This is a genomic window from Arthrobacter humicola, assembly GCF_022803015.1.
In the GTDB taxonomy this organism is placed as follows: domain Bacteria; phylum Actinomycetota; class Actinomycetes; order Actinomycetales; family Micrococcaceae; genus Arthrobacter; species Arthrobacter humicola_A.
In genome coordinates, this window is record NZ_JAFKON010000001.1 from 740,801 (window position 1) to 760,985 (window position 20,185).

Sequence of the window (20,185 nt, forward strand, 5' to 3'; positions counted from 1 at the left end):
CTCCTTTGAAGAAATGCGTTGGTGGCTGTTGGGTGTTTGGACGGTGGATTAGGAGGGTCAGGCTTCGGGGTCCTCGGTGAGTGCCTTGGGTTTGCGGAACTTGAGCAGCGGGCTGCAGATGATCAGCACGCCAAGGCCGATCAGCACCGCGGAGATGGGGCGGTTGACGAACACGCTGAAGTCACCTTGGGAGATTTCCAGGGATTCGCGGAGTGATCGCTCCATCAGCGGGCCCAGCACCAGTGTGAGGACCATCGGTGCCAACGGGATGTCCAGGTTCCGCAGGGCCAGGCCGAGGAGACCGAACCCGATCATGACGAAGACGTCGAACACGCTGAAGTTGATGGTGTAGGCGCCGATGACCATGAACAGCAGGATCAGGGCGGTCAGGATCGGCGTGGGGACGCGCAGAATGGAGGTCCAGAGGCCGACCAGGGGGACGTTGAGCAGCAGCAGCAGCACGTTTCCGATGAAGAGGCTGGCGATGATGGCCCAGGCGATGTCGGAGTGTTCGGTGAAGAGGCTGGGTCCGGGAGTCAGGCCCTGCTGCAGGAACGCGCCCATCAGCACGGCGATGGTCGGGGATGCCGGGATGCCGAGGGTAAAGAGCGGGATCAGGGCGGCATTGGCGTGGGCGTTGTTGGCTGTTTCCGGACCGGCCACGCCTTCTACTGCACCCTTGCCGAGTTGATTGCGGAAGCGCGAAAACTTCTTTTCCGCGGCATAGGACAGCAGGGACGACACCGATCCGGTCATGCCGGGAATGAGGCCGAGTCCGAAACCGACTCCCGTGCCCCGGGCCATGGCGGGGGCGCTGCGGCGCCATTCCGTCCGGGTGGGGAGCAGTGAGCGGAGTCCGGGGGCATGAACCAACGGAGTCTCCGCGTTCTTGCGGTGGGACAGGATTTCGGAGAGCCCGAAGACGCCGACAATGACGGCCACGAAACTAACGCCGTCCAGGAGCCGGTCCATCCCGAAGGTGAAGCGCGGGGCACCCGCAACGGGGTCGATGCCGACCATGGAGATCAGCAGGCCCAGGGCTCCGGAGATCAGGGCCTTGACCATGGATTTGCCAGCCAGGGCGACCAGCAGGGAGATGCCGACGACCATGAGGGCGAAGAACTCCGGCGGACCGACGAGCAGGCCCAGTTCGCCAAGGGGCTTAGCAGCAGCGACCAGTCCGATGGTGGCGATGGTTCCGCCGACGAAGGAACCCACTGCGGCCAGGGTCAGCGCCGCACCGGCCCTGCCGACCTTGGTCATCGCGTAACCGTCGATGGTGGTGATCGCCGACGACGCCTCACCCGGAGTGTTCAAAAGAACGCTGGTGATGGTTCCGCCGTACTGGGTGCCGTAGAAAATGGCACACAGCATGATGATCGAACCGGTGGGGTCCAGGTTCAAAGTGAGCGGGATGAGCAGGGCTACACCGGCCACCGGGCCAACTCCGGGAAGGACCCCAATGATGGTGCCCAGCAGGCAGCCCAGGAAGGCGAAGATCAGATTTTGCCAGGTCATGGCGGCTGCGAAGCCGCCGAGCAGTTCGTTGAGTGTGTCCACGTCTAGAGTCCGATCAGTTCAGCGGAGCGAATGCCGAGACGGGGAGTGCGACGTTCAACCCGTAGTTGAAGGCATAGAACGCACCGACGCTTCCGGCAAGGGCGATGATCAGGGAGGACACCCACGTCCGGCGGCCCCGCAGTTTCAGGTGATAGAGCAGGAACAGGAACATGCTCAACTGAAAGCCCAGCAAATCCATGACGGACGCCAGGAGCACAAGGCTGACCACGACCGCGATCACCAGACCCCTGTCGATCCCCTCGGCCCTCTCGCTCGGCCGGCGCAGCTCCTGGACCAGCCAGAGCGCCGACATCGCGACCAGCACCCCTCCCATGGCGAACGGGAACAGGCCGGGACCTGGCCCCAACGACGTCCACAGGCCGAGGCCGACCGAACTGGCCAGAACATAGACGCCGACGGCGGCGAACGTGCCGATGCCCGCAAGCACCGACGGAGCGACGCGGATGGCGCGCTCGGGTTTAGTCAGTAGTGACTCCGTTGTCATCGTTTCCTTCTTACGTTGCGATATTCTATTTCATAGAATGAAAGAACATTTCGTCTGAAGAAATAGTGACAGGAGACACAAACGCTGTCAAGCGCAGTGCAGTTACATAGAATGAAACAATGACAGTGACTTCGACACATTCGGCCGGCTCCGCTGAAGAGGGCGGCCCCAAGGCCGGGAACATGCGCTCCCTGTCCAGGTCGATGGAGGTTTTCGCCGAACTCCAGCGTGCGGAGCGGCCCCAGCGCCTCAGTGACCTGGCCAGGACCTGCGGCATGAGCCTGCCGACGACGTTGCGGATCCTGCGGGTCCTTCAGGATTTCGGCATGGTCAGCCAGACGGACAAGTCCTACCGGATCGGCCCCGCGGTCCTGCCCGCGGCCCGGAGCTACTTGGAGAACGACCCCCTCGTGGTTGCCGCGCGGCCGATCCTCCAACAGGTGGCCTCCCAGACGGGACTCACGGCCTCGCTGTACACCAGGCTGGGCTTTGAAAGGATCCTCGTCGCACGTGTCGACGGCGACTCGCCCCTCCGCTATGACCTGCCGTTGGGTAAGCGTCTCCCCCTCACCGTCGGAGCGGCCGGGAAGATCCTGCTGGCCACCGTTTCCGATACGGAACTCGGGCAAGTGGTAGCCGCGGCCGTCGCATCCGGCCATGAGGAGAGTACATTTACTGCCGACGAGCTCCGCGCACGCCTGCCTGAGCCCGGCGTCGATTACGCGTATTCGGCTGATGAGCGTGCTACCGGCGTGCTGTCGGTCGCTGTCGCTGTGCCGAACGGAACCCGACGCCCCAGTGAGTCCATGGCACTAACCAGCCCCGTTGAGTCAGCCACCGAAGCCGGCCTCGAGGCCGGCGTTCCTGAACTCCGGCGCGCCGCCGGCCGACTCTCAGAACTCTTGGAAGGGTCCGTCTACTAGGCGGGGCCTCACCGCCGCCAGTGGACATGTGGCCCATATGTCCACTCTGCGCGGTCAAAAATGGGCATGTCCCCTCCCGGGGTCAGGTCAGGCGCGCGTACCCCAGCAGCGCGGCCGTGCCCATGCCGCCTGCGATGCTGATCATCGCCAGGGCAAGCTGCCCCGGCTCCGGGGACCTGCGGGCCTGTGCGAGCAGCCGGGTGACCAGTACCGCGCCCGAGGCTCCATAGGCGTGACCGAGGGCCAGGGCGCCGCCGTCGAGGTTTGCCTGGTCAGGGTCGATTCCCAGCTGGTCAAAGCACGCGAGCGTCTGGGCCGCGAAGGCCTCGTTGAATTCCACCAGGCCCACGTCCGCGGCACTCAGTCCGTGCGCCGCCAGGAGCCGTTCGGCCGCCGCGGCCGCGCCGATGCCCAGCAGCTGCGGCGCCACTCCGGCAGTGTCGGTTCCCAGGACGAGCAGCCCGTCGGCGGCGCCCAGCTGCCGGGCCCGCTCCATGGACGTGACAACGACGGCGGCGGCACCGTCGGCGTCGAAGCAGGAGTTACCGGCCGTGACCGTGCCGCCGCTGGCAAAAACGGGCGGAAAACGGGCCATCAGGGCCGGGCCAAGACTCGGCCGCGGCCCGTCGTCGGCTGCCGCGGACTCGCCGGAGCCGGCGGCGAGGGGCACGATTTCGGCGTCGAACGTCCCGGCGGCCGCGGCTGCCAGGGCACGTTGGTGGCTGCGGAGCGCGAAAGCGTCCTGGCGTTCCCGGCTGATGCCGAAGCGGGCGGCGACGTTTTCGGCCGCCACCCCCATGTCGGGGTCGCCGAAGCTCAGTGGAGCGAACTGGGCCCGGCTGTAAAAGTCCGGGCTGCCGTCGTCGTTGCGGTGGGCGCGGAGCGGAGCCGTGCTGATGCTCTCGACGCCGCCCGCGAGGTACAGGCCGCCGCCGCCCGCCGCGACCAGCCGGGAGGCCAGGACGATCGCGTCCAGACCGGAGCCGCATTGCCGGTCCACGGTGACGCCGGGGACGGTGACCGGCAGGCCTGCCTCCAGCGCGGCGAGCCGGGCCACGTTTCCGCCGCCGCCCACGGCGTTGCCGATCACGACGTCGGTCACGGATTCCCCGGTGCCGTCGCCGGCATCGGCGAGCAGGCTGCGGAGCACCGGAGCCAGGAGTTCGTGGGCGCGGAGCTTCTTCAGTGCCCCGTTGGCGCGGCACAGCGGCGTCCGGCGCGCGGCGATGATGACCGGCTGCCTGTCCTCAGGCAGCAGCCCCGGGAAAGACAGCCCGGGGAATGACGTTCCGCGGATCGGCCGCCCGGGTGCTGCCGGCCCGCTGCCCGCGCGCGGCTCAGCCAAGACGCCGGATCCTGGGATCGTTCCGCGCCACCCAGTCCAGCAGCAGCTGCCGGCTGATTTTGCCGCGGTCCGTCAGGGGCAGTTCCGTCAGCACGAAGTACTCCAGGGGGCGCTTGTTCCGGGCCAGCACATCGTCGATCCCGGACCGCAGCTGGGTGGCGGTGACCGCTCCGTGCGAGGGCACGACGCCGGCCACGACGCGCTGGCCGCGAAGATCGTCAAGCATGCCGGCCGCCACGGCCGCCGCGACGCCCGGGACGGAGGCCAGCGCCATCTCAACCTCATGCGGGTAGACGTTGGTGCCGGCGGTGATGATCATGTCGGAGCGGCGGCCCAGCATGTGCAGGGTCCCGTCGGAGAGGTGGCCCTGGTCCCCCACGGTGTACCAGCCGTCGAAACAGCGCAGCGCCTGGCCGTCGTCACCCCACAGGTAGCCGTTGCTGACCATGCCGCTGCGGACGCAGATGTTGCCGTCGCTGCCGTCCGGGAGTTCGGCGCCGTCGTCGTCGAGGATGCGGATTTCGACGCCGGGAAAGGGCTTCCCGATGCCGGTCCCGCCCGGCTCGACGGGCTCGCCCGGACGCAACCCGGCGCCCGAGACGAAGCTGAGCTCGGAGGCGCCGTAGTACTCGAAAATGGTCGCGTTGGGGGCCCAGCGCCGGGCCGCCTCCAGCGTCCGGGCGTCCAGCTTGGAACCGGCGCAGATGATGCTGCGGACGCCGGAGGCATCGACACCGCCGGCCAGGCCCCGCTCGCTGAGCAGCCGGAGCATGGTGGGCACCAGGACCAGTCGGGTGATGCCGTCGTGGCTGACGGCCGCGTGGGCGGCGCCGACGTCGAAGTGGTCCAGGCTGTGGAACTCGGCGCCGGCGTACAGGCATTCGGCGAGGGCGTAGAGGTTCAGGCTTGCCGCGAGCGGTCCGGGAGCCAGGGACTTGTCGTCCTGCGTCAGTGCGAAGAATTCAATGGAGGCCTCGAAGGATTCCTGCCAGGACCGCCGCGAGCGGGTGAACGCCTTGGGCACCGAGGTGGTGCCGGACGTCAGGCCGACCAGGAACGAGGTCTCCGGCGGCCCGTCGGCGAGCCCGGTCCCCAGCCCGGGAGCTGCACGCGCCGGACGCGTTTCCGACCCGGCGATGCGGGCGGTGATGCCGTCCTGGAGTTGCTGGGGCCAGGCGGGGTCCAACACGGCGCACTGCCGCTCGCCAGCGACGGCCGCGGCGAACGCTACGGCGAAGTGGGTTGAATTTTGTTCGGACAGCACGGTGATGGCCGGCGCCGAGGGCACCAGGGCCGCCGCTTTGTCCCGCAGGCCGGACCAGCTGAGGTGCTCGCCGGCCACGACGACGGCTGTCTCGTCGGGACGGTCATCGGCCCAGCGCTGGAGTCTGTCGAGAAAAGGCATCGAACCAACTTTAGCGTTGCCGGGCGCCGCGGCTGCGTGTGCGGGATATTGTGACTCCATGAGCTTTAACGACAACGCCCCGCTGGACCCGTCACAAGTCCAGGACCGTCGCGGGATGGGCCGCGGCCCGATGATCGGCGGCGGGATCGGCGGCGGCATCATCCTGCTGCTGGCAGCCCTCTTTGGCATCAATCCCCAGCTTCTCGAGGGTCTGGCCGGCACCGTCCAGGAGCCGCAGACGCAGAGCGAGGGCTCTGCCCCCGCCTGCCAGACCGGCGCCGACGCCGACGCCCGCCTCGACTGCAGGATCACCGGAACGGTCAACAGCCTGAACGCCTTCTGGCCGGCCTACCTGGCCCAGTACAACACCAAGTACCCGCGGCCGAAGGCGGTGATCTTCACCGGCGGAACCAACACCGGCTGCGGCGCCGCCACCTCGGACGTGGGGCCGTTCTACTGCCCTGTCGACACCACGGCGTACTTCGATCCCGGCTTCTTCCAGGAGTTGGTGGACCGGTTTGGCTCCTCCGGAGGCCCCCTGGCGCAGGAATATGTGGTGGCCCACGAATTCGGCCACCACGTCCAGAACCTGCTTGGCGACCTCGACCGGGCGCAACAGGATCCGCAGGGCCCCGGTTCCGGGGGTGTCCGGGTTGAGCTCCAGGCCGACTGCTACGCGGGGCTGTGGGCCCACTATGCAACAACGCAGGCGGATCCCAAGACCGGCCAGCCCTATCTCGACCCCTTCACTGACCAGGACGTGAAGGACGCTCTGTCGGCGGCCTCGGCCGTCGGTGATGACCGTATCCAGAAAGCCGCCACGGGCCGCGTCTCACCGGAGGCGTGGACCCACGGATCAAGTGCCCAGCGGCAGAAGTGGTTCTACCAGGGGTACACCACCGGGGACATCAACAAGTGCGACACATTCGCGGTGGCAACGCCTTAGCCCCAGCCCCCTGGTCCCAGCCCTCTGGTCCCGACTCTCCGGCCTACACCCGAGGCCTCACCCGCGCGGCCGGCGCCGGACCGGGACCTCGACATAGCTGAGGAATCCGGCGTGGCCCAGGTGCCGGTGCTTCGCGTGCCACACGGGCCGGTACTGGTGCCCGAAGGGGTCGGTCACCAGTACCGACTCCAGGCGGTCGTTTCCGGCCAGGAGGCGGTCGACGTCGGCCAGCGCATTGCGCCGCGTCGCCAGACCGTCGATGTCCAGGCTCCAAAGCCCCAGCTCGGCATCGGTTCCGCGTTCCAGCTGCAGCGTCTCGAACAGTCCGGCCACGAGCCCGGCGAGCCCGGCGGGGTCAACCCGCTGCAGCCGGTGGGACTCGGGATGCACGTCACGCGCCTCGGCGAGGGCCTGGCGCAGCCAGTGGAACTCCACCGATCCCAGGGGCGGTCCCATGCGCAGGCGGCGGTTCTCGTCCAGCTCCAGCCGGTACGTAGCGGCGCTGCGGTCCATGATGCACGGAGCTTCGCCGACATATTCGAAGTCGGCCAGCAGGGCTTCCCGGGACCGGTAGTAGGAGAAGTCGCCGCTGTCCTCGACAACCACGAAGTCCTTGCCGGCATCGGAGGGCCGCGGCGGTGGCGTGGCATCCATTCCCGTGTGCCTCCTGTTCGACGGCGTGCCCGGCCCGAAGCGCGTGGACCCGTTGTCTTTATCAGACCACCGCCGGGACGATATGGGAACGGCGGCGGGAATGCCGGAAGGAAATGACGGAGAGAAATAACGACGGCGGCCCCGCCTCAATGAGGTGGGGCCGCCGTCGTTCACGCCCGGGCCATGCCGGCCCGGACGTGCGGTAAAGCTGTGGTGCGGATCTAGATGTTGAAGCCCAGGGCGCGCATCTGGTCGCGGCCGTCCTCGGTGATCCGTTCCGGACCCCATGGCGGCATCCACACCCAGTTGAGCCGCCAATCGTCGACGATCCCGTCCAGGGCCTTGCCGACCTGCTCCTCGATCACGTCGGTGAGCGGGCATGCGGCGGTGGTGAGCGTCATGTCGATCAGCAGGGCGCCGTCGTCGTCGGAGTATTTCAGACCGTACAGCAGGCCCAGATCAACGATGTTCACCCCGAGTTCCGGGTCGATCACATCCTTGAGCGCCTCTTCGACATCCTCGAGGCCCGTGCGGGCCACATTGAGTTCGGTCATTGCGGAGTCCTAACTACGCCTGGGCTGCAGCCGAGGCGGCAGCGATGGTGGCCGCCCCTGCGCCGGTGGCGTAGCGGTCGTAGCCTTCGTCTTCGAGGCGGTCGGCGAGCTCCGGGCCGCCCTCTTCCACAACCTGGCCATCGACGAACACGTGCACGAAGTCCGGCTTGATGTAGCGCAGGATCCGGGTGTAGTGCGTGATGAGCAGGGTGCCCATGTTGCCTTCGCCGTGGGCGCGGTTGACGCCCTCGGAGACAACCTTGAGCGCGTCGACGTCCAGGCCGGAGTCCGTCTCGTCGAGGATGGCGAACTTCGGCTTGAAGAGCTCGAGCTGGAGGATCTCGACGCGCTTCTTCTCGCCGCCGGAAAAGCCTTCGTTGACGTTGCGCTGGGTGAAGTCGGCGTCGATGCGCAGCTGCGCCATCGCGGCCTTGACGTCCTTGGTCCACGTGCGCAGCTTGGGGGCTTCGCCGTCGATCGCGGTCTTGGCGGTGCGCAGGAAGTTGGTCATGCTCACGCCCGGGACCTCGACGGGGTACTGCATGGCCAGGAACAGGCCGGCGCGGGCGCGCTCGTCGACGCTCATGGCGAGGACGTCTTCACCGTCGAGGGTGATCGTGCCGGAGGTGACGTTGTAGCGCGGGTGCCCGGCGATGGTGGACGCCAGCGTGGACTTGCCGGAGCCGTTGGGGCCCATGATGGCGTGCGTCTCGCCGGTCCTGATGGTCAGGCTGACGCCCTTCAGGATTTCCTTGGTGCCCTGCTCGGTGTCAATGCTGACGTGCAGGTCCTTGATCTCAAGAGTCGACATGTGTCTTGTTCTCCTCTGCACCGTGCCCTCGGCACTGTGCGTTTTCTTGGCGATAAGTTTTCTTGTGCGGGATGCCGGCTGCAGGCAGCTAGCTGAAGGTGGGAGCCTCGGCGCCGTTCAGGACGTTGGTGAAGTCGACGTAGACCTCGTCATCCAGGACGGTCACGGCAAACACGGGAACGGGATCATAGGCCGGCAGCTGGAGCGGCTCGCCGCTGCGCAGGTCGAACTGGGAGCCGTGGCCCCAGCACTCGATCTTGCAGCCTTCGACTTCTCCTTCGGAGAGGGAGATGTCCGCGTGCGAGCAGGTGTCGCCGATGGCGTGGATCTCCCCCATCGAGTCCTTCACGATCGCTACCGGGTAGTCGTCGATCAGGATCCGCAGCGCCTGCTTGAGTTGGATCTCGCTGGCGTTGCAGACTAGCTCGCCCTTTGGCTGTTCAGTCATTGATGTCGTCCGTGTTCTCTCGTGCTGCGCACTAGTGGTTGGTTGCCGCGAGTTCGCGCTCGACGGCATCCGTGAGGCGCTCTTCGATGGCCGGAACGTTGATCTTCTGGATGATCTCGTTCAGGAACCCGCGGACCACCAGGCGGCGGGCCACTTCTTCCGGGATGCCACGGGCCATCAGGTAGAACAGGTGCTGATCATCGAATCGTCCGGTGGCGCTGGCGTGGCCGGCGCCGGCGATCAGGCCGGTCTCAATCTCAAGGTTCGGCACGGAATCGGCGCGGGCACCGTCGGTCAGGACCAGGTTGCGGTTGGCCTCGTAGGTGTCGGTGCCTTCTGCTTCCTTGCGGATCAGAACGTCACCGACCCATACGGTGTGCGCGTTGCGGCCCTGCAGGGCGCCCTTGTACAGGACGTTGGACTTGCAGTTGGCCACGGCGTGGTCCACGAACAGGCGCTGCTCGAGGTGCTGGCCGGCGTCGGCGAAGTACAGGCCGAACAGTTCCACTTCGGCGCCCGGGGCGGTGAAGCGTGCCGAGGGCGTGACGCGCACGAGGTCGCCGCCGAGGCTGACCACAATGTGCTTGAACTTCGCGTCGCGGCCGAGCTTCGCCTGCTGGGAGGAAGCGTGGACGGCGTCGTCGTTCCATTCCTGGAGCGAGATGACGGTCAGCTGCGCGCCCTCCTCAACGAGGATTTCGATGTTTTCCGAGACGACGGCGGTGCCCTGGTGGTCCAGGACGACGACCGACTTGGAGAACCGTTCCGCGACGATCACGACGTGCTGTGCGGAAGCTTCGGTGCCCTGGCCGGTCAGCAGCACGCTGACCTCGCCCTCCACCTCGACCTCGGACGGGACCGTGATGACAGTGGCCTCGGCGAAGTTCTCCCAGGCGTTCGCGGAGACGCGGTCCTCGGGGATGGCGGCGGAGCCGATCCGGCGGTCGTCACGGCCCACGGTCTCGACCCTGACGCTGTCCGGAGCGGTGACGCTCACGGCCGGCGCCGCACCGGTGAGGACCTCGGTGTGCAGGCCGCGGAGGCGCTTGAGCGGGGTGAAGCGCCAGTCCTCCTCCATGCCGGTCAGCGGTTTGAAGTCCGCCAGCTTGTAGGAGGTCAGGCGGCCGGCGCGTGAGCTGTCCGGTACGCCGACGCCGCCGCCGTGCGAGTGGCGTTTGACGGCCTCGCCGGCCAGCGGCGCCTTGGACTCCGCGGCGTTCAGCGGTGAGAGGCTTTCGCCTTCCTCGGTGAAGCCGTTGATGAACGGCTGGGCTGAGGGCGCGCCGATGCGGGCCTTTTCAGTAGTGATGTCAGTCATTAACCGACCGATCCTTCCATCTGCAGTTCAATCAGTCGGTTCAGCTCGAGGGCGTATTCCATCGGCAGTTCGCGGGCAATCGGCTCGATGAAGCCGCGGACGATCATCGCCATGGCCTCGTCTTCGCGCATGCCGCGGGACATCAGGTAGAACAACTGCTCTTCGCTGACCCGCGAGACCGTGGCCTCGTGGCCCATCGTGACGTCGTCCTCGCGGATGTCGATGTACGGGTAGGTATCCGACCGGCTGATGGTGTCCACCAGGAGGGCGTCGCAGCGGACCGTGTTGGCCGAGTGCTTGGCGCCTTCGCGGACCTGGACCAGGCCGCGGTAGGCAGCACGGCCGCCGCCGCGGGCCACGGACTTGGAGATGATCGAGCTCTTGGTGTTGGGCGCGATGTGGACCATCTTGGAGCCGGTGTCCTGGTGCTGGCCTTCGCCGGCGAACGCGATGGACAGGGTCTCGCCCTTGGCGCCTTCGCCCACGAGGTAGACGGCCGGGTACTTCATGGTGACCTTGGAGCCGATGTTGCCATCGATCCACTCCATGGTGGCGTTCTCTTCGCAGATGGCGCGCTTGGTCACCAGGTTGTACACGTTGGTGGACCAGTTCTGGATGGTCGTGTAGCGGACGCGGGCGCCCTTCTTCACGATGATTTCCACGACGGCGGAGTGCAGCGAGTCCGAGGTGTAGATCGGCGCGGTGCAGCCTTCGATGTAGTGGACGTAGGAGTCCTCGTCGGCGATGATCAGCGTGCGCTCGAACTGGCCCATGTTTTCCGTGTTGATGCGGAAGTAGGCCTGCAGCGGGATGTCCACGTGGACGCCCTTGGGCACGTACACGAAGGAACCGCCGGACCAGACGGCCGTGTTCAGCGACGCGAACTTGTTATCGCCCACCGGGATGATGGTGCCGAAGTACTCCTGGAAGATCTCCGGGTGCTCGCGCAGCGCGGTGTCGGTGTCCAGGAAGATGACGCCCTGGGCTTCCAGGTCCTCGCGGATCTGGTGGTAGACCACTTCAGACTCGTACTGGGCGGCGACGCCGGAGACGAGGCGGCTGCGCTCGGCTTCCGGGATGCCCAGCTTCTCGTAGGTGTTCCGGATGTCCTCGGGCAGGTCTTCCCAGGTGGCGGCCTGCTTCTCGGTGGAGCGCACGAAGTACTTGATGTTGTCGAAGTCGATGCCGGACAGGTCCGCGCCCCAGGTGGGCATGGGCTTGCGGTCGAAGTACTTCAGGCCCTTGAGCCGGAGGTCGAGCATCCATTCCGGCTCGTTCTTCTTGGCCGAAATATCGCGAACAACGTCTTCGTCGATGCCGCGGCGGGCGTTGGCCCCGACGTCGTTCTTGTCGGCCCAGCCGTACTCATAGGTGCCAATTCCGTGGAGCTCGGGATTCTTTTCCAGAATCTCCGAAATCACAGTAGAGCCAGCAACCTTCTTCTCTGATAGTTGGTCCGTCATCACGGCCTTTCTTGGAGATGGTTGGATACTTCGTCCGGGTTGACCGGTGCGGCGGGACTGGGAGTCCCGACGGCGGCCGGACGGCCCGTAGGTATGTGGGTGGTGCAGACGTGCCCGCCGCGCGCCAGGGTGGACAGCCGGCGCACATCGACGCCGACCAGCCGGGAGAACACGTCGGTCTCCACGTCGCAGAACACGGGGAACTGGGCAGCCAGGTGCTGGATGGGGCAGTGCCCCTGGCAGAGCTGGACGCTGGAGAGCGCCGCCGGGAGCGGGGCCTTGGCTTCGATCGACTGCGCCGAGGCGACGAACCCGTCGCGGCTCAGCGCCGCGGAGAGAGCCTGGGCGCGGGCCGTGATGTCCGGTCCTGCCTGCTCGATCTCCGGCGCGTAGCGGCGCTCCATGTCGGCGAACCGCTCGACGGCGAACTGCCGCACTGCCTCGGGGCCGGCCGCCTCGCCGAGCCGGCGCAGCGCCACGGAGGCGATGTCGAGGTAGTCGTTGCCCAGGTTCGACTGGCCCTGGGAGCTCAGGACGTAGCGGCGGGCGGGCCGTCCGGCGCCGGCACCGGCGCGGGCAACCCGCTTGACCTCAATCACGCCGGTGCGCGCGAGGTGGTCCAGGTGGCGGCGCACGGCGGCCGGAGTGAAGCCCAGAAGGTCGCCGAGTTCGGCTGCGCTGATTGGTCCGTGTTCCAGCACCGCGTTCAGGACGCGGTCGCGCGTGCGCTCTTCGGCGTCGTGCGCGTGGGTGCCGGCGGCCGCGGGAACGGCGTCCGGAACGGCAGCCACGTGTGCCCGGGCAGGCCTGACGCGCGCGGCGCCGCGCCCGGACGGGACTGCGGACGCAGCGGCTCCGGACACAGCGGCTCCGGACACCGTAGCTCCGGACACAGGGGCGCTCATGGAATACACAACACAATCATGTCGTAATTTAGTCCGGCATTCCAGTAAGGCATGGCTTGCCTGCGGGACCGCCCCGCCGGGAAGCCGACGTACTACATCGCGTAGAATGCTGTGGTGCGATCTCCCGAATCCCCCGTACTGACCATCAGCGGGCTTGTCAAGGATGTTGGTCCACTGCCCACCCTCGACGGCAAGATGCTGCGCGTGGTCAGCGGCCTTTCCCTCATCGCCGAACGCGGCCAAGTCACGGCCCTGCTCGGCGCCAATGGCGCGGGCAAGACCACCACCATCGAATGCGCCCAGGGGCTGCAAAAGCGCACCGCCGGCGCCATCAGCCTACTCGGCCACGATCCGGATTCGGCCGGCGCGGGCCTCCGTGCCCGGGTGGGCGTGATGCTGCAGGACGGCGGCCTGCCGCCGTCGGCCCGGCCCATCCCCCTGCTGCGGCACATCGCCGGCATGTACCAGGACCCGTGGCCGGTGGATGAACTCATCGGCCGCCTGGGCATCGACTCCTTCAGCCGCACCAACGTGCGGCGCCTGTCCGGCGGCCAGAAACAGCGCCTCGCCCTGGCCGCGGCGCTGGTCGGCAATCCGGAGGTCCTGTTCCTCGACGAGCCCAGCGCGGGCCTCGACCCGCAGTCCCGCCAAATGGTCTTCGATCTCATCTCCGAACTGCGGAACAGCGGCATGGGCATCATCCTGACGACGCACCTGATGGACGACGCCCAACGGCTGGCGGACTACGTCTACATCATCGACGCCGGCCGCAACGTCGCCGAGGGCACCGTCGCCCAGCTCCTGCGCCACCAGCTCCCGGCCGGCGACGCATCGCAGCACATCCGCACCTTGTTGTTCGAAACCGAACCCGGCCTGGACTTCGCCGGCGTGCTGCCCGACGGCGTCGACGTCACCGAGGCGCGGGCCGGCAGTTACGCCGTGACCGGAGCCCTGACCCCCGCCGACCTCGCCGCGATCACCGCGTGGTGGGCCCAGCGCGGGATCATGCCCAGCTCCCTGAGCCTTGAAGCGCGCAGCCTCGAGGACGTCTTCCTGGACATCTCCGGAAGGGAGATCCGATGACCCGCGTAACTGGTGGCGCCCCGCTGGAGAGCGCACGCCGTGCCGGCGCGCCCCCCGCCGCACATGGCAGCGCCCCCGCGTCCCTGCTGCGCCGCATCCTGCTGCAGGGGCAGTACGAGACAGTCACCATGCTCAGGAACGGCGAGCAGCTGATCCTCGCGATAGTGCTGCCGCTGCTGGCCATGGTCGGCCTGACCGTGACTCCCCTGCTGGACGGACTCGGTTCGAGCCGCATCAATGTCGCCGTCCCCGGCATCCTGGCACTGTGCGCCATGTCCACAGCCTTCACCGGGCAGGGCATCTCCACCGGCTTCGACCGCCGCTACGGCGTCCTGCGCTTTCTTTCCACGACACCCCTGGGCCGCACCGGCCTGATTGCGGGGAAGGTCCTGGCCGTCCTGGCGGTGCTGTTCCTGCAGGTGCTCATCGTGACCGCCGTGGCCCTGCTGCTGGGCTGGCAGCCCAATCCCGCGGGCTGGCTGCCCGGGCTGGCCATCCTGGTGCTCGGCGCCGCCGCTTTCACGGCACTCGGGCTGCTGGTCGCCGGGACAGTGCGGCCGGAGGCGACCCTGGCCATCACCAACCTGCTCTGGATCCTGCTTGGCGCGCTGGGCGGAATCGTGATTCCGGCCGAACGGATCCCGGCGCTGGCCCAGGCCGTGGTGCATTTCCTCCCCTCCGGCGCGCTGGGCCAGGCGCTGAGGGATGCTTTCCTGTACGGCAGCGTCAATGGTGCCGCCGTTCTTGTCCTGCTGCTCTGGACGGCGATCGCCGGCGGCGCAGCAACCCGTTGGTTTAAGTGGAATTGAGAAAACTGTGAGCACGGCGTCACGAACTCCCCGGATTGTCTCCGGAATCACCTCCCGGCTGCCAGTCCGCGTCGATAAGACGGTCAGGCGGCTGGCCGTGCTGTCCCTCATTGGCCAGATCGTCCTGGTGGTGACCGGCGGCGCCGTCCGCCTGACGGCCTCGGGCCTTGGCTGTCCCACGTGGCCGCGCTGCACGGAGGGATCCCTGGCGACCACCCCGGAAATGGGGATCCACGGAATCATCGAATTCGGCAACCGGCTCCTGACGTTTGCGCTGGCGGCCGTCGCCGTGATGATGCTGGTCTATCTGTGGAACCTCCGCAAGGAGCGCCGCGACCTCTTCCTGCTGGCCCTCGGCCTGCTCGCAAGCATCCCGGCCCAGGCCGTCATCGGCGGCATAACGGTGCTGACCCAGCTGAACCCGTGGGTCGTGGGCCTGCACTTCCTCGTGTCCATGGCCCTCGTGGTCCTCGCGACCCTTCTGGTGAACCGGGCCTACGACCGCACGGGCAAGGCCCGGACCGTGCAGCTTCCCGCCCTGCCGGGCGTTGCCCGCCCGGTGATGACCGCCGTCGCGGTCCTCTCGGCCGTCGCGGTCTGCCTCGGTGTGGTAGTGACCGGCGCCGGTCCGCATGCCGGGGACGCGAACGCCCCGCGCAACGACCTCGACTGGGACCTGTTCGCGCACATCCACGCCGTGCCCGCCTACCTGGTGACCGCCGGCGCGCTGTTCGCGTTGGTCCTGGTGGTCCGCGGCCGGATTCAGGGGCCGTTCCGCTCCTCGGTGTTCATGCTCCTGGGCGTCACGGTGCTGCAGGCCACAATCGGCTTCACGCAGTACTACAACGGCATCCCGGCGCTGCTCGTCGGCGCTCACATGCTGGCGGCGGCGCTGCTGATGAGCGCGGCGACCAACGCCGCAGACCTCGCCCGCTACAGCCCGGTGGATTAACCCGATGGACTAACCAGCCGCAGCACCCTGAACAAAAGCATCGCGGGGTCGCTTACGGCCCTTCCGGCACGCCCGGACGGGCCGTAAGTGGCCCCGCGTTTGCTGTCTGTTGCTGTCTGGGCACTCGTACGGGCGCTGCGGCAACAATGACCAGTACCGCATTCACCTCCCGGGGGCTGGCCTTGACGGGATTTCCGGGTGGACTATGGGATGGCATGGACATGGATCGTCGCGGCCGTGGGTTTTCCTCGTTCGTTCCCGTGACGCTGACCGGAAGGCCTTCTCTGATGCAAGCGACAGAACCGACCGTGCCTCCTTCACCCTCAGCCCGCCAGCGCGCGGCGAGCCTCAAAGAACGCGTGTACATCATCTTCACGAGCCTGGCCGTGGTGCTGGCGCTTCGGAGTCACGCGGACGAGACCACGCCGCTGGCAGCGGCGGCGACGCTCAGCATCGTGGTGATCGGCTCCCTGCTGGGGATTTTCGTCGCCGACCTCCTGAGCCACCTGACTGTTCATTCGAAGCTCCCCACCGGCGACGAGCTGCACCACATGATCACGGTCAGCGCGGGCGGCCTCGGCGTCCTGGTCACCCCGCTGCTCCTCCTCACGGCAGCCGGCCTTGGTCTGTGGTCGACGGCCGTTGCCCTCGGGTGGGCAGTCGCTGTTCTGGTTGTCTCGCTCGGCATCGTCGGGTTCCTCGCGATCCGCCGCCTCGAGATCCCGCTCCGTCACAAGGCCGCCATCATGTTCGCCGAAGTCGTGTTAAGCCTGCTTGTAATCGGGCTGGAGCTGGTGGCCCACAATCTCTAAAGAAGCCTTAAGGCCTCCCCCCTCGACGCCAGGTTACTGGCCAGTCACTTGTCCAAACGGGAAAGATTTCGGAATACTGGATGCTGTGGCCCCTTTTCGGGCCCGCCCTTTAGCTGGGCTACCGCAGAGCCGGGCAGCCACAGAGCCGGCGTCAGGTTTCGTCCAGCCAGGGCGGGAATACTTGGATAGGGCGCAGAACTGGCGCCGCAATCGCATCCATGGATAGACGGACGGCGCGGTTTTGCCTTGATGCAGCTGGAATCGGAACCGGCCAGACAGAGGCACCGGAGGATATGTGGCGTTACTAGTCCGCGAAAGGCCCGCACAGACGGTCCAACATACTGCAAAGCGCCCGCGGCTGGACGGCCTGGACGTTCTTCGCGGTGCCGCCGTGGGCGCGGTCCTGCTCGGACATTCCTGGCCCGGCATATTCCAGGGCGCCGGCATCGTGGGTGTCATTGCCTTCTTCGTGTTGAGCGGTTACCTGATCACCAACGTGCTGGTCGGCGATATCGAACGGCACCGAAAAATTCGTTACGGACGCTTCTATGCGCACAGGGCCTTCCGGCTGGTGCCGGCACTGGTCTCTCTCCTGGGCGTATACGCGATCGTCGAATTGGCCACCGACGTCCTCGGTGACCGGTCCAAGGGAATCGTGGGCTACACGGTCCTAGCCGGACTTGGCTACCTCAAAGACCTCCCCCTGCCGTTCGACGTCAGCATGGCGATCGGACCGCTCTGGACGCTGGCGGTGGAAGAACAGTTCTACCTGATCTGGCCCGCACTGCTGGTGCTCGCGCTGCGGCGCAACCGCCAGGGACGGCTGATTGGCTGGTCCGCCGCCGTCGCGCTGTTCCTCATGTCGGCCAGTGTGCTGGCAATGGTGACCCTGGCCCCGCAACTTCACTCGCTGGTCTACGCGCTGCCGACCACGTGGGGCCTGGGCCTGATCATCGGTTCGGCCCTGCGGTTGTACAGGGTCCATGTGTTCAACTGGTTCACCGGCCGCTGGCTCAGGCGTGCGGCCCTGCTCGGTTCCGTCACCGTCCTGGCCGCGCTGATCTACTTCCCGAAGGCCAACGAAACGCCGGCCTTCATGTTCATTGGCGGCCCGCTGGCCATGGCCGCCGCGGCCGTCCTGGTCGCACTGGCCGCCTCCCGAACCGCAGTGATGCCGAAGTGGACGCGCCCGGTGCAGCTGCTGGGCACCGTCTCCTACGCCGCGTACCTCTGGAACTACGCCGTCATTCTCTGGCTCAACGGCGGCTCCACGGCCGATCTGCCGCCGCTCATTGCGGTGTCGGCCATCGTGGTGACCCTGGTCATTGCGGTCATCAGCTGGCACACCGTCGAACGGCTCGGGCGGATCGCGCGGACCCGCTTCGACCAGCACTATTCTGCCCGCTATCATCCGGACCGGCAGCAGGCCGGCAGCGCCGCTTCCCGGCACGGTTAGTCGGCACGGTTAGTCGGCACGGTTAGTCGGCACGGTTAGTCGCCAGAGTTCAGTCGGCCCCCTTCAGTCGGCAGAGTTCAGTCGGCACCCTTCATTCGCTGCGCGGGTCGTTCTCCAGCGTGCAGGCGTCGGTGTTAGCCCCGCAGACGATCACCGCGACGCGTTCCCCTTCGGCGGGTGTGTAAGCCCCTGACGTGAGCGCCACGAACGCAGCCGCAGCCCCGTATTCGGCGGGGATCCGGTAATCGCTCCACAACTGTGACCGTGCGGCGACGATGGCGGCGTCGTCCACCAGCACAGAGGCCGGCGGGACGCGTGAGGCGATGCTGAAGGCGATCCCGCCCACACGTCTGGCCCCGAGGGAATCCGCGGCGACGCCCGAAACCGCCACATCGACCGGGCGGCCGGCGTCGAGGGCCGCGTGCAGCGTGGGGATGGTGAAGGGCTCGACCGCGACGACGCGGGCCCGGCCCTCTGCAGCTGCCGCCACGCCCGCATAGAGTCCGCCACCGCCGACGGCGACGACGATCGTGTCGATGCCGGGCTCGTCCTCAAGGATTTCCTCGGCCAGGGTGCCCGCGCCCGCCACGATTTCCAGCTGGTCGTACGCATGGCAGAACAGGGCGCCGGTATCTTCCACGTAGTGCATTGCGGCCGCGAACGCCTCCGCGTACTCGGCGCCGACCTGCCGGACCGTGGCGTTGTACGCGAGGAGACGCTCGACCTTTACCCGCGGGGCGTTCTCCGGGACGAACACCGTCGCCAGCACACCGAGGGCCGCGGCGGCGTACGCGTTCGCCAAACCCGCGTTGCCGCCTGACGCCGCCACCACGCCGACGGCCGGGTCCAGCTCCCCGCGCTCCCGGGCGGCGAGCTGGCGGTTGAAGGCGCCGCGGGCCTTGAAGACGCCCGTGTGCTGCAGGAACTCACATTTGAACCAGAGCGGGGCGGCAGCGGTACCCCCGCGGAGCAACGGTGTGCGCCGCACGTAACCCCTGATGCGGTCCTGCGCCTGAGGTACGTCGCTGCGGTTGATCACGGGCTCCCCCTGGGGTTGTGTCGCTTGGCCGGTTCGTAAGGATACCCCGGGACCGAAAAGGACCGTCCCCCTGATACAGCTGACGCTCCCCCACCAGTGGTGAGGGAGCGTCAGGCAGATGAACGGGGGGATCAGCCGCCCATGACGGCCGAGCCGACGAACGGGTCGACGGCCAGGGCAATGAAGAGCAGGGTCAGGTAGCTGATGGAGCCGTGGAAGACCTTCATGGCTCCCTTGTTGGAAACGTCGCCGGCCTGGGCGCGGTTGTACAGGGCGTGCGACTCGTACAGGAACCAGGCACCGGCGCCGACGGCGGTCACCGTGTAGACCCAGCCGGCACCACCGGCCGGGATCATCAGCAGCGAACACGCCACCATGGCCCAGGCGTAGAGGACCACCTGCACCGACACCACCTTCGCACCGGCGATGGCGCCCAGCATCGGCACGTTGGCGTTGCGGTAGTCCTCGCCGTAGCGCATCGACAGCGGCCAATAGTGCGGCGGGGTCCAGAGGAAAATCACCATGAACAGCACGACGGCGGGCCACTCGACGGTGTCGGTGACGGCGGCCCAGGCGATCAGGACCGGGAAGCACCCGGCGGCGCCGCCCCAAACAATGTTCTGGGCCGTGCGCCGCTTCAGGATCATGGTGTAGATGACCACGTAGAAGACGATGGCGCCGAGCCCGAGCCACGCGGCGAGCGGGTTGGCCCCGAACCAGAGGATGGCGATCGCCGCCGCGCCCAGCAGCCAGGAGAAGATGAGGGCTTCGCGGGGTGTGACCTCACCGGTGACCAGGGGCCGGTTCTCCGTGCGGTGCATGAGCTTGTCGATGTCGCGGTCGATGTAACAGTTGAAGGCGCCGGCGGAACCTGCCGCGAACGCGCCGCCCACCAGCGTCGCGAGGATCAGGCCGATCGACGGGAAGCCGCGTTCGGCATAGATCATGGTGGGCAGCGTGCTGACGAGCAGGAGCTCGATCACGCGGGGTTTCGTGAGCGCCAGGTAGGCCTTGGCTTTGCGGCCGAAGCCCATTCTTCCCGAGGCCGGGGAGGCGTTCAGCGGCGTATTAGTTGTGCTCACGGTGGCAGTCACTCTGTTCTGTCTGGCTGTGCAGTTCTGTCTGGCTGGGCAGCCCCGGGTGGATTTCGCAACGCACTGTGCTGCAGACCGGGCTCCGCGCTCGGCGCACACCCGT

General features: G+C 67.3%; 20 protein-coding genes. 7 read left to right on the forward strand and 13 right to left on the reverse strand.

Translation table 11 applies throughout. The features are described 5' to 3' along the window. Positions 1–57: 57 nt before the first annotated feature. Positions 58–1,560, reverse strand: a complete 1,503-nt coding sequence (locus ARTB_RS03470; protein ID WP_243177691.1) for a tripartite tricarboxylate transporter permease — start codon at positions 1,558–1,560, stop codon at positions 58–60. Positions 1,561–1,573: 13 nt separating this feature from the next. Next, on the reverse strand, positions 1,574–2,065 hold the full coding sequence (locus ARTB_RS03475; RefSeq protein WP_243177693.1) for a tripartite tricarboxylate transporter TctB family protein: 492 nt from the start codon (positions 2,063–2,065) through the stop codon (positions 1,574–1,576). Positions 2,066–2,184: 119 nt separating this feature from the next. Between ARTB_RS03475 and ARTB_RS03480 the strand changes: the two genes are divergently transcribed. Then, a complete protein-coding gene (locus ARTB_RS03480) occupies positions 2,185–2,988 on the forward strand; it encodes an IclR family transcriptional regulator (RefSeq protein ID WP_243177695.1) in 804 nt (267 codons plus the stop codon). 82 nt (positions 2,989–3,070) lie between these two features. Here the strand turns inward: ARTB_RS03480 and ARTB_RS03485 are convergent, their stop codons facing one another. Both ARTB_RS03485 and ARTB_RS03490 read right to left on the reverse strand, forming a co-directional pair. Then, positions 3,071–4,285: a thiolase family protein gene (locus ARTB_RS03485; protein WP_243177993.1), complete on the reverse strand. Its 1,215-nt coding sequence runs from the start codon at positions 4,283–4,285 to the stop codon at positions 3,071–3,073. A gap of 40 nt (positions 4,286–4,325) precedes the next feature. Beyond that, positions 4,326–5,738: a class I adenylate-forming enzyme family protein gene (locus tag ARTB_RS03490; RefSeq protein ID WP_243177697.1), complete on the reverse strand. Its 1,413-nt coding sequence runs from the start codon at positions 5,736–5,738 to the stop codon at positions 4,326–4,328. Between the two features lie 58 nt (positions 5,739–5,796). Between ARTB_RS03490 and ypfJ the strand changes: the two genes are divergently transcribed. Further along, the gene (gene ypfJ / locus ARTB_RS03495) at positions 5,797–6,684 is read left to right on the forward strand and encodes a KPN_02809 family neutral zinc metallopeptidase (protein ID WP_243177698.1); all 888 of its coding nucleotides are present in this window, start codon (positions 5,797–5,799) and stop codon (positions 6,682–6,684) included. A gap of 57 nt (positions 6,685–6,741) precedes the next feature. Here ypfJ and ARTB_RS03500 read toward each other — a convergent pair whose 3' ends face one another. The 7 genes from ARTB_RS03500 to ARTB_RS03530 form a co-directional block, all read right to left on the reverse strand. After that, complete coding sequence (locus ARTB_RS03500; RefSeq protein ID WP_243177700.1) at positions 6,742–7,338, reverse strand: hypothetical protein; 597 nt, start codon at positions 7,336–7,338, stop codon at positions 6,742–6,744. A 221-nt stretch (positions 7,339–7,559) separates the two neighbouring features. Then, complete coding sequence (locus ARTB_RS03505) at positions 7,560–7,892, reverse strand: metal-sulfur cluster assembly factor (protein ID WP_018772973.1); 333 nt, start codon at positions 7,890–7,892, stop codon at positions 7,560–7,562. Positions 7,893–7,905: 13 nt separating this feature from the next. Then, on the reverse strand, positions 7,906–8,703 hold the full coding sequence (sufC, locus tag ARTB_RS03510) for a Fe-S cluster assembly ATPase SufC (protein ID WP_026537381.1): 798 nt from the start codon (positions 8,701–8,703) through the stop codon (positions 7,906–7,908). An 88-nt stretch (positions 8,704–8,791) separates the two neighbouring features. Further along, positions 8,792–9,151 carry a non-heme iron oxygenase ferredoxin subunit gene (locus ARTB_RS03515; protein WP_028275514.1) on the reverse strand — a complete coding sequence of 120 codons (360 nt, stop codon included), beginning with the start codon at positions 9,149–9,151 and terminating at the stop codon, positions 8,792–8,794. A gap of 31 nt (positions 9,152–9,182) precedes the next feature. Next, positions 9,183–10,469 (reverse strand): Fe-S cluster assembly protein SufD, encoded by a 1,287-nt coding sequence (gene sufD / locus ARTB_RS03520; protein ID WP_243177702.1) that lies wholly within the window; start codon positions 10,467–10,469, stop codon positions 9,183–9,185. Continuing rightward, on the reverse strand, positions 10,469–11,932 hold the full coding sequence (gene sufB / locus ARTB_RS03525; protein WP_243177703.1) for a Fe-S cluster assembly protein SufB: 1,464 nt from the start codon (positions 11,930–11,932) through the stop codon (positions 10,469–10,471). The genes sufD and sufB overlap by 1 nt, the downstream gene beginning before the upstream one ends. Continuing rightward, a complete protein-coding gene (locus ARTB_RS03530) occupies positions 11,932–12,837 on the reverse strand; it encodes a helix-turn-helix transcriptional regulator (protein ID WP_243177705.1) in 906 nt (301 codons plus the stop codon). Before ARTB_RS03530 ends, sufB begins: the two co-directional genes overlap by 1 nt. Positions 12,838–12,951: 114 nt before the next feature. Between ARTB_RS03530 and ARTB_RS03535 the strand changes: the two genes are divergently transcribed. From ARTB_RS03535 to ARTB_RS03555, 5 genes are all read left to right on the forward strand, one after another. Then, on the forward strand, positions 12,952–13,920 hold the full coding sequence (locus ARTB_RS03535; protein ID WP_028275511.1) for an ABC transporter ATP-binding protein: 969 nt from the start codon (positions 12,952–12,954) through the stop codon (positions 13,918–13,920). Beyond that, entirely contained in the window at positions 13,917–14,729 is an 813-nt protein-coding gene (locus tag ARTB_RS03540) for an ABC transporter permease (RefSeq protein ID WP_243177707.1), read from the forward strand. The genes ARTB_RS03535 and ARTB_RS03540 overlap by 4 nt, the downstream gene beginning before the upstream one ends. A gap of 7 nt (positions 14,730–14,736) precedes the next feature. Further along, positions 14,737–15,681: a COX15/CtaA family protein gene (locus ARTB_RS03545; protein ID WP_243177709.1), complete on the forward strand. Its 945-nt coding sequence runs from the start codon at positions 14,737–14,739 to the stop codon at positions 15,679–15,681. 287 nt (positions 15,682–15,968) lie between these two features. Beyond that, positions 15,969–16,493 (forward strand): hypothetical protein, encoded by a 525-nt coding sequence (locus tag ARTB_RS03550; protein ID WP_243177711.1) that lies wholly within the window; start codon positions 15,969–15,971, stop codon positions 16,491–16,493. 295 nt (positions 16,494–16,788) lie between these two features. Next, positions 16,789–17,949 carry an acyltransferase family protein gene (locus ARTB_RS03555; protein ID WP_243177713.1) on the forward strand — a complete coding sequence of 387 codons (1,161 nt, stop codon included), beginning with the start codon at positions 16,789–16,791 and terminating at the stop codon, positions 17,947–17,949. A 91-nt stretch (positions 17,950–18,040) separates the two neighbouring features. On the opposite strand, the gene ARTB_RS03560 is transcribed toward ARTB_RS03555, so the two are convergent. Further along, positions 18,041–18,988 carry a threonine/serine dehydratase gene (locus tag ARTB_RS03560; RefSeq protein WP_243177715.1) on the reverse strand — a complete coding sequence of 316 codons (948 nt, stop codon included), beginning with the start codon at positions 18,986–18,988 and terminating at the stop codon, positions 18,041–18,043. Positions 18,989–19,119: 131 nt separating this feature from the next. Beyond that, positions 19,120–20,082, reverse strand: a complete 963-nt coding sequence (locus ARTB_RS03565) for a heme o synthase (protein WP_243177717.1) — start codon at positions 20,080–20,082, stop codon at positions 19,120–19,122. Between the last annotated feature and the right edge of the window lie 103 nt (positions 20,083–20,185).

Coding starts and splice junctions, on each gene's coding strand:
- ARTB_RS03475 (WP_243177693.1), bottom strand. CDS start 2,065: ATGACAACGGAGTCACTACTGACTAAACCCGAGCGCGCCATCCGCGTC.
- ARTB_RS03480 (WP_243177695.1), top strand. CDS start 2,185: ATGACAGTGACTTCGACACATTCGGCCGGCTCCGCTGAAGAGGGCGGC.
- ARTB_RS03540 (WP_243177707.1), top strand. CDS start 13,917: ATGACCCGCGTAACTGGTGGCGCCCCGCTGGAGAGCGCACGCCGTGCC.
- ypfJ (WP_243177698.1), top strand. CDS start 5,797: ATGAGCTTTAACGACAACGCCCCGCTGGACCCGTCACAAGTCCAGGAC.
- sufD (WP_243177702.1), bottom strand. CDS start 10,469: ATGACTGACATCACTACTGAAAAGGCCCGCATCGGCGCGCCCTCAGCC.
- ARTB_RS03500 (WP_243177700.1), bottom strand. CDS start 7,338: ATGGATGCCACGCCACCGCCGCGGCCCTCCGATGCCGGCAAGGACTTC.
- ARTB_RS03530 (WP_243177705.1), bottom strand. CDS start 12,837: ATGAGCGCCCCTGTGTCCGGAGCTACGGTGTCCGGAGCCGCTGTGTCC.
- sufC (WP_026537381.1), bottom strand. CDS start 8,703: ATGTCGACTCTTGAGATCAAGGACCTGCACGTCAGCATTGACACCGAG.
- sufB (WP_243177703.1), bottom strand. CDS start 11,932: ATGACGGACCAACTATCAGAGAAGAAGGTTGCTGGCTCTACTGTGATT.
- ARTB_RS03490 (WP_243177697.1), bottom strand. CDS start 5,738: ATGCCTTTTCTCGACAGACTCCAGCGCTGGGCCGATGACCGTCCCGAC.
- ARTB_RS03550 (WP_243177711.1), top strand. CDS start 15,969: ATGCAAGCGACAGAACCGACCGTGCCTCCTTCACCCTCAGCCCGCCAG.
- ARTB_RS03515 (WP_028275514.1), bottom strand. CDS start 9,151: ATGACTGAACAGCCAAAGGGCGAGCTAGTCTGCAACGCCAGCGAGATC.
- ARTB_RS03505 (WP_018772973.1), bottom strand. CDS start 7,892: ATGACCGAACTCAATGTGGCCCGCACGGGCCTCGAGGATGTCGAAGAG.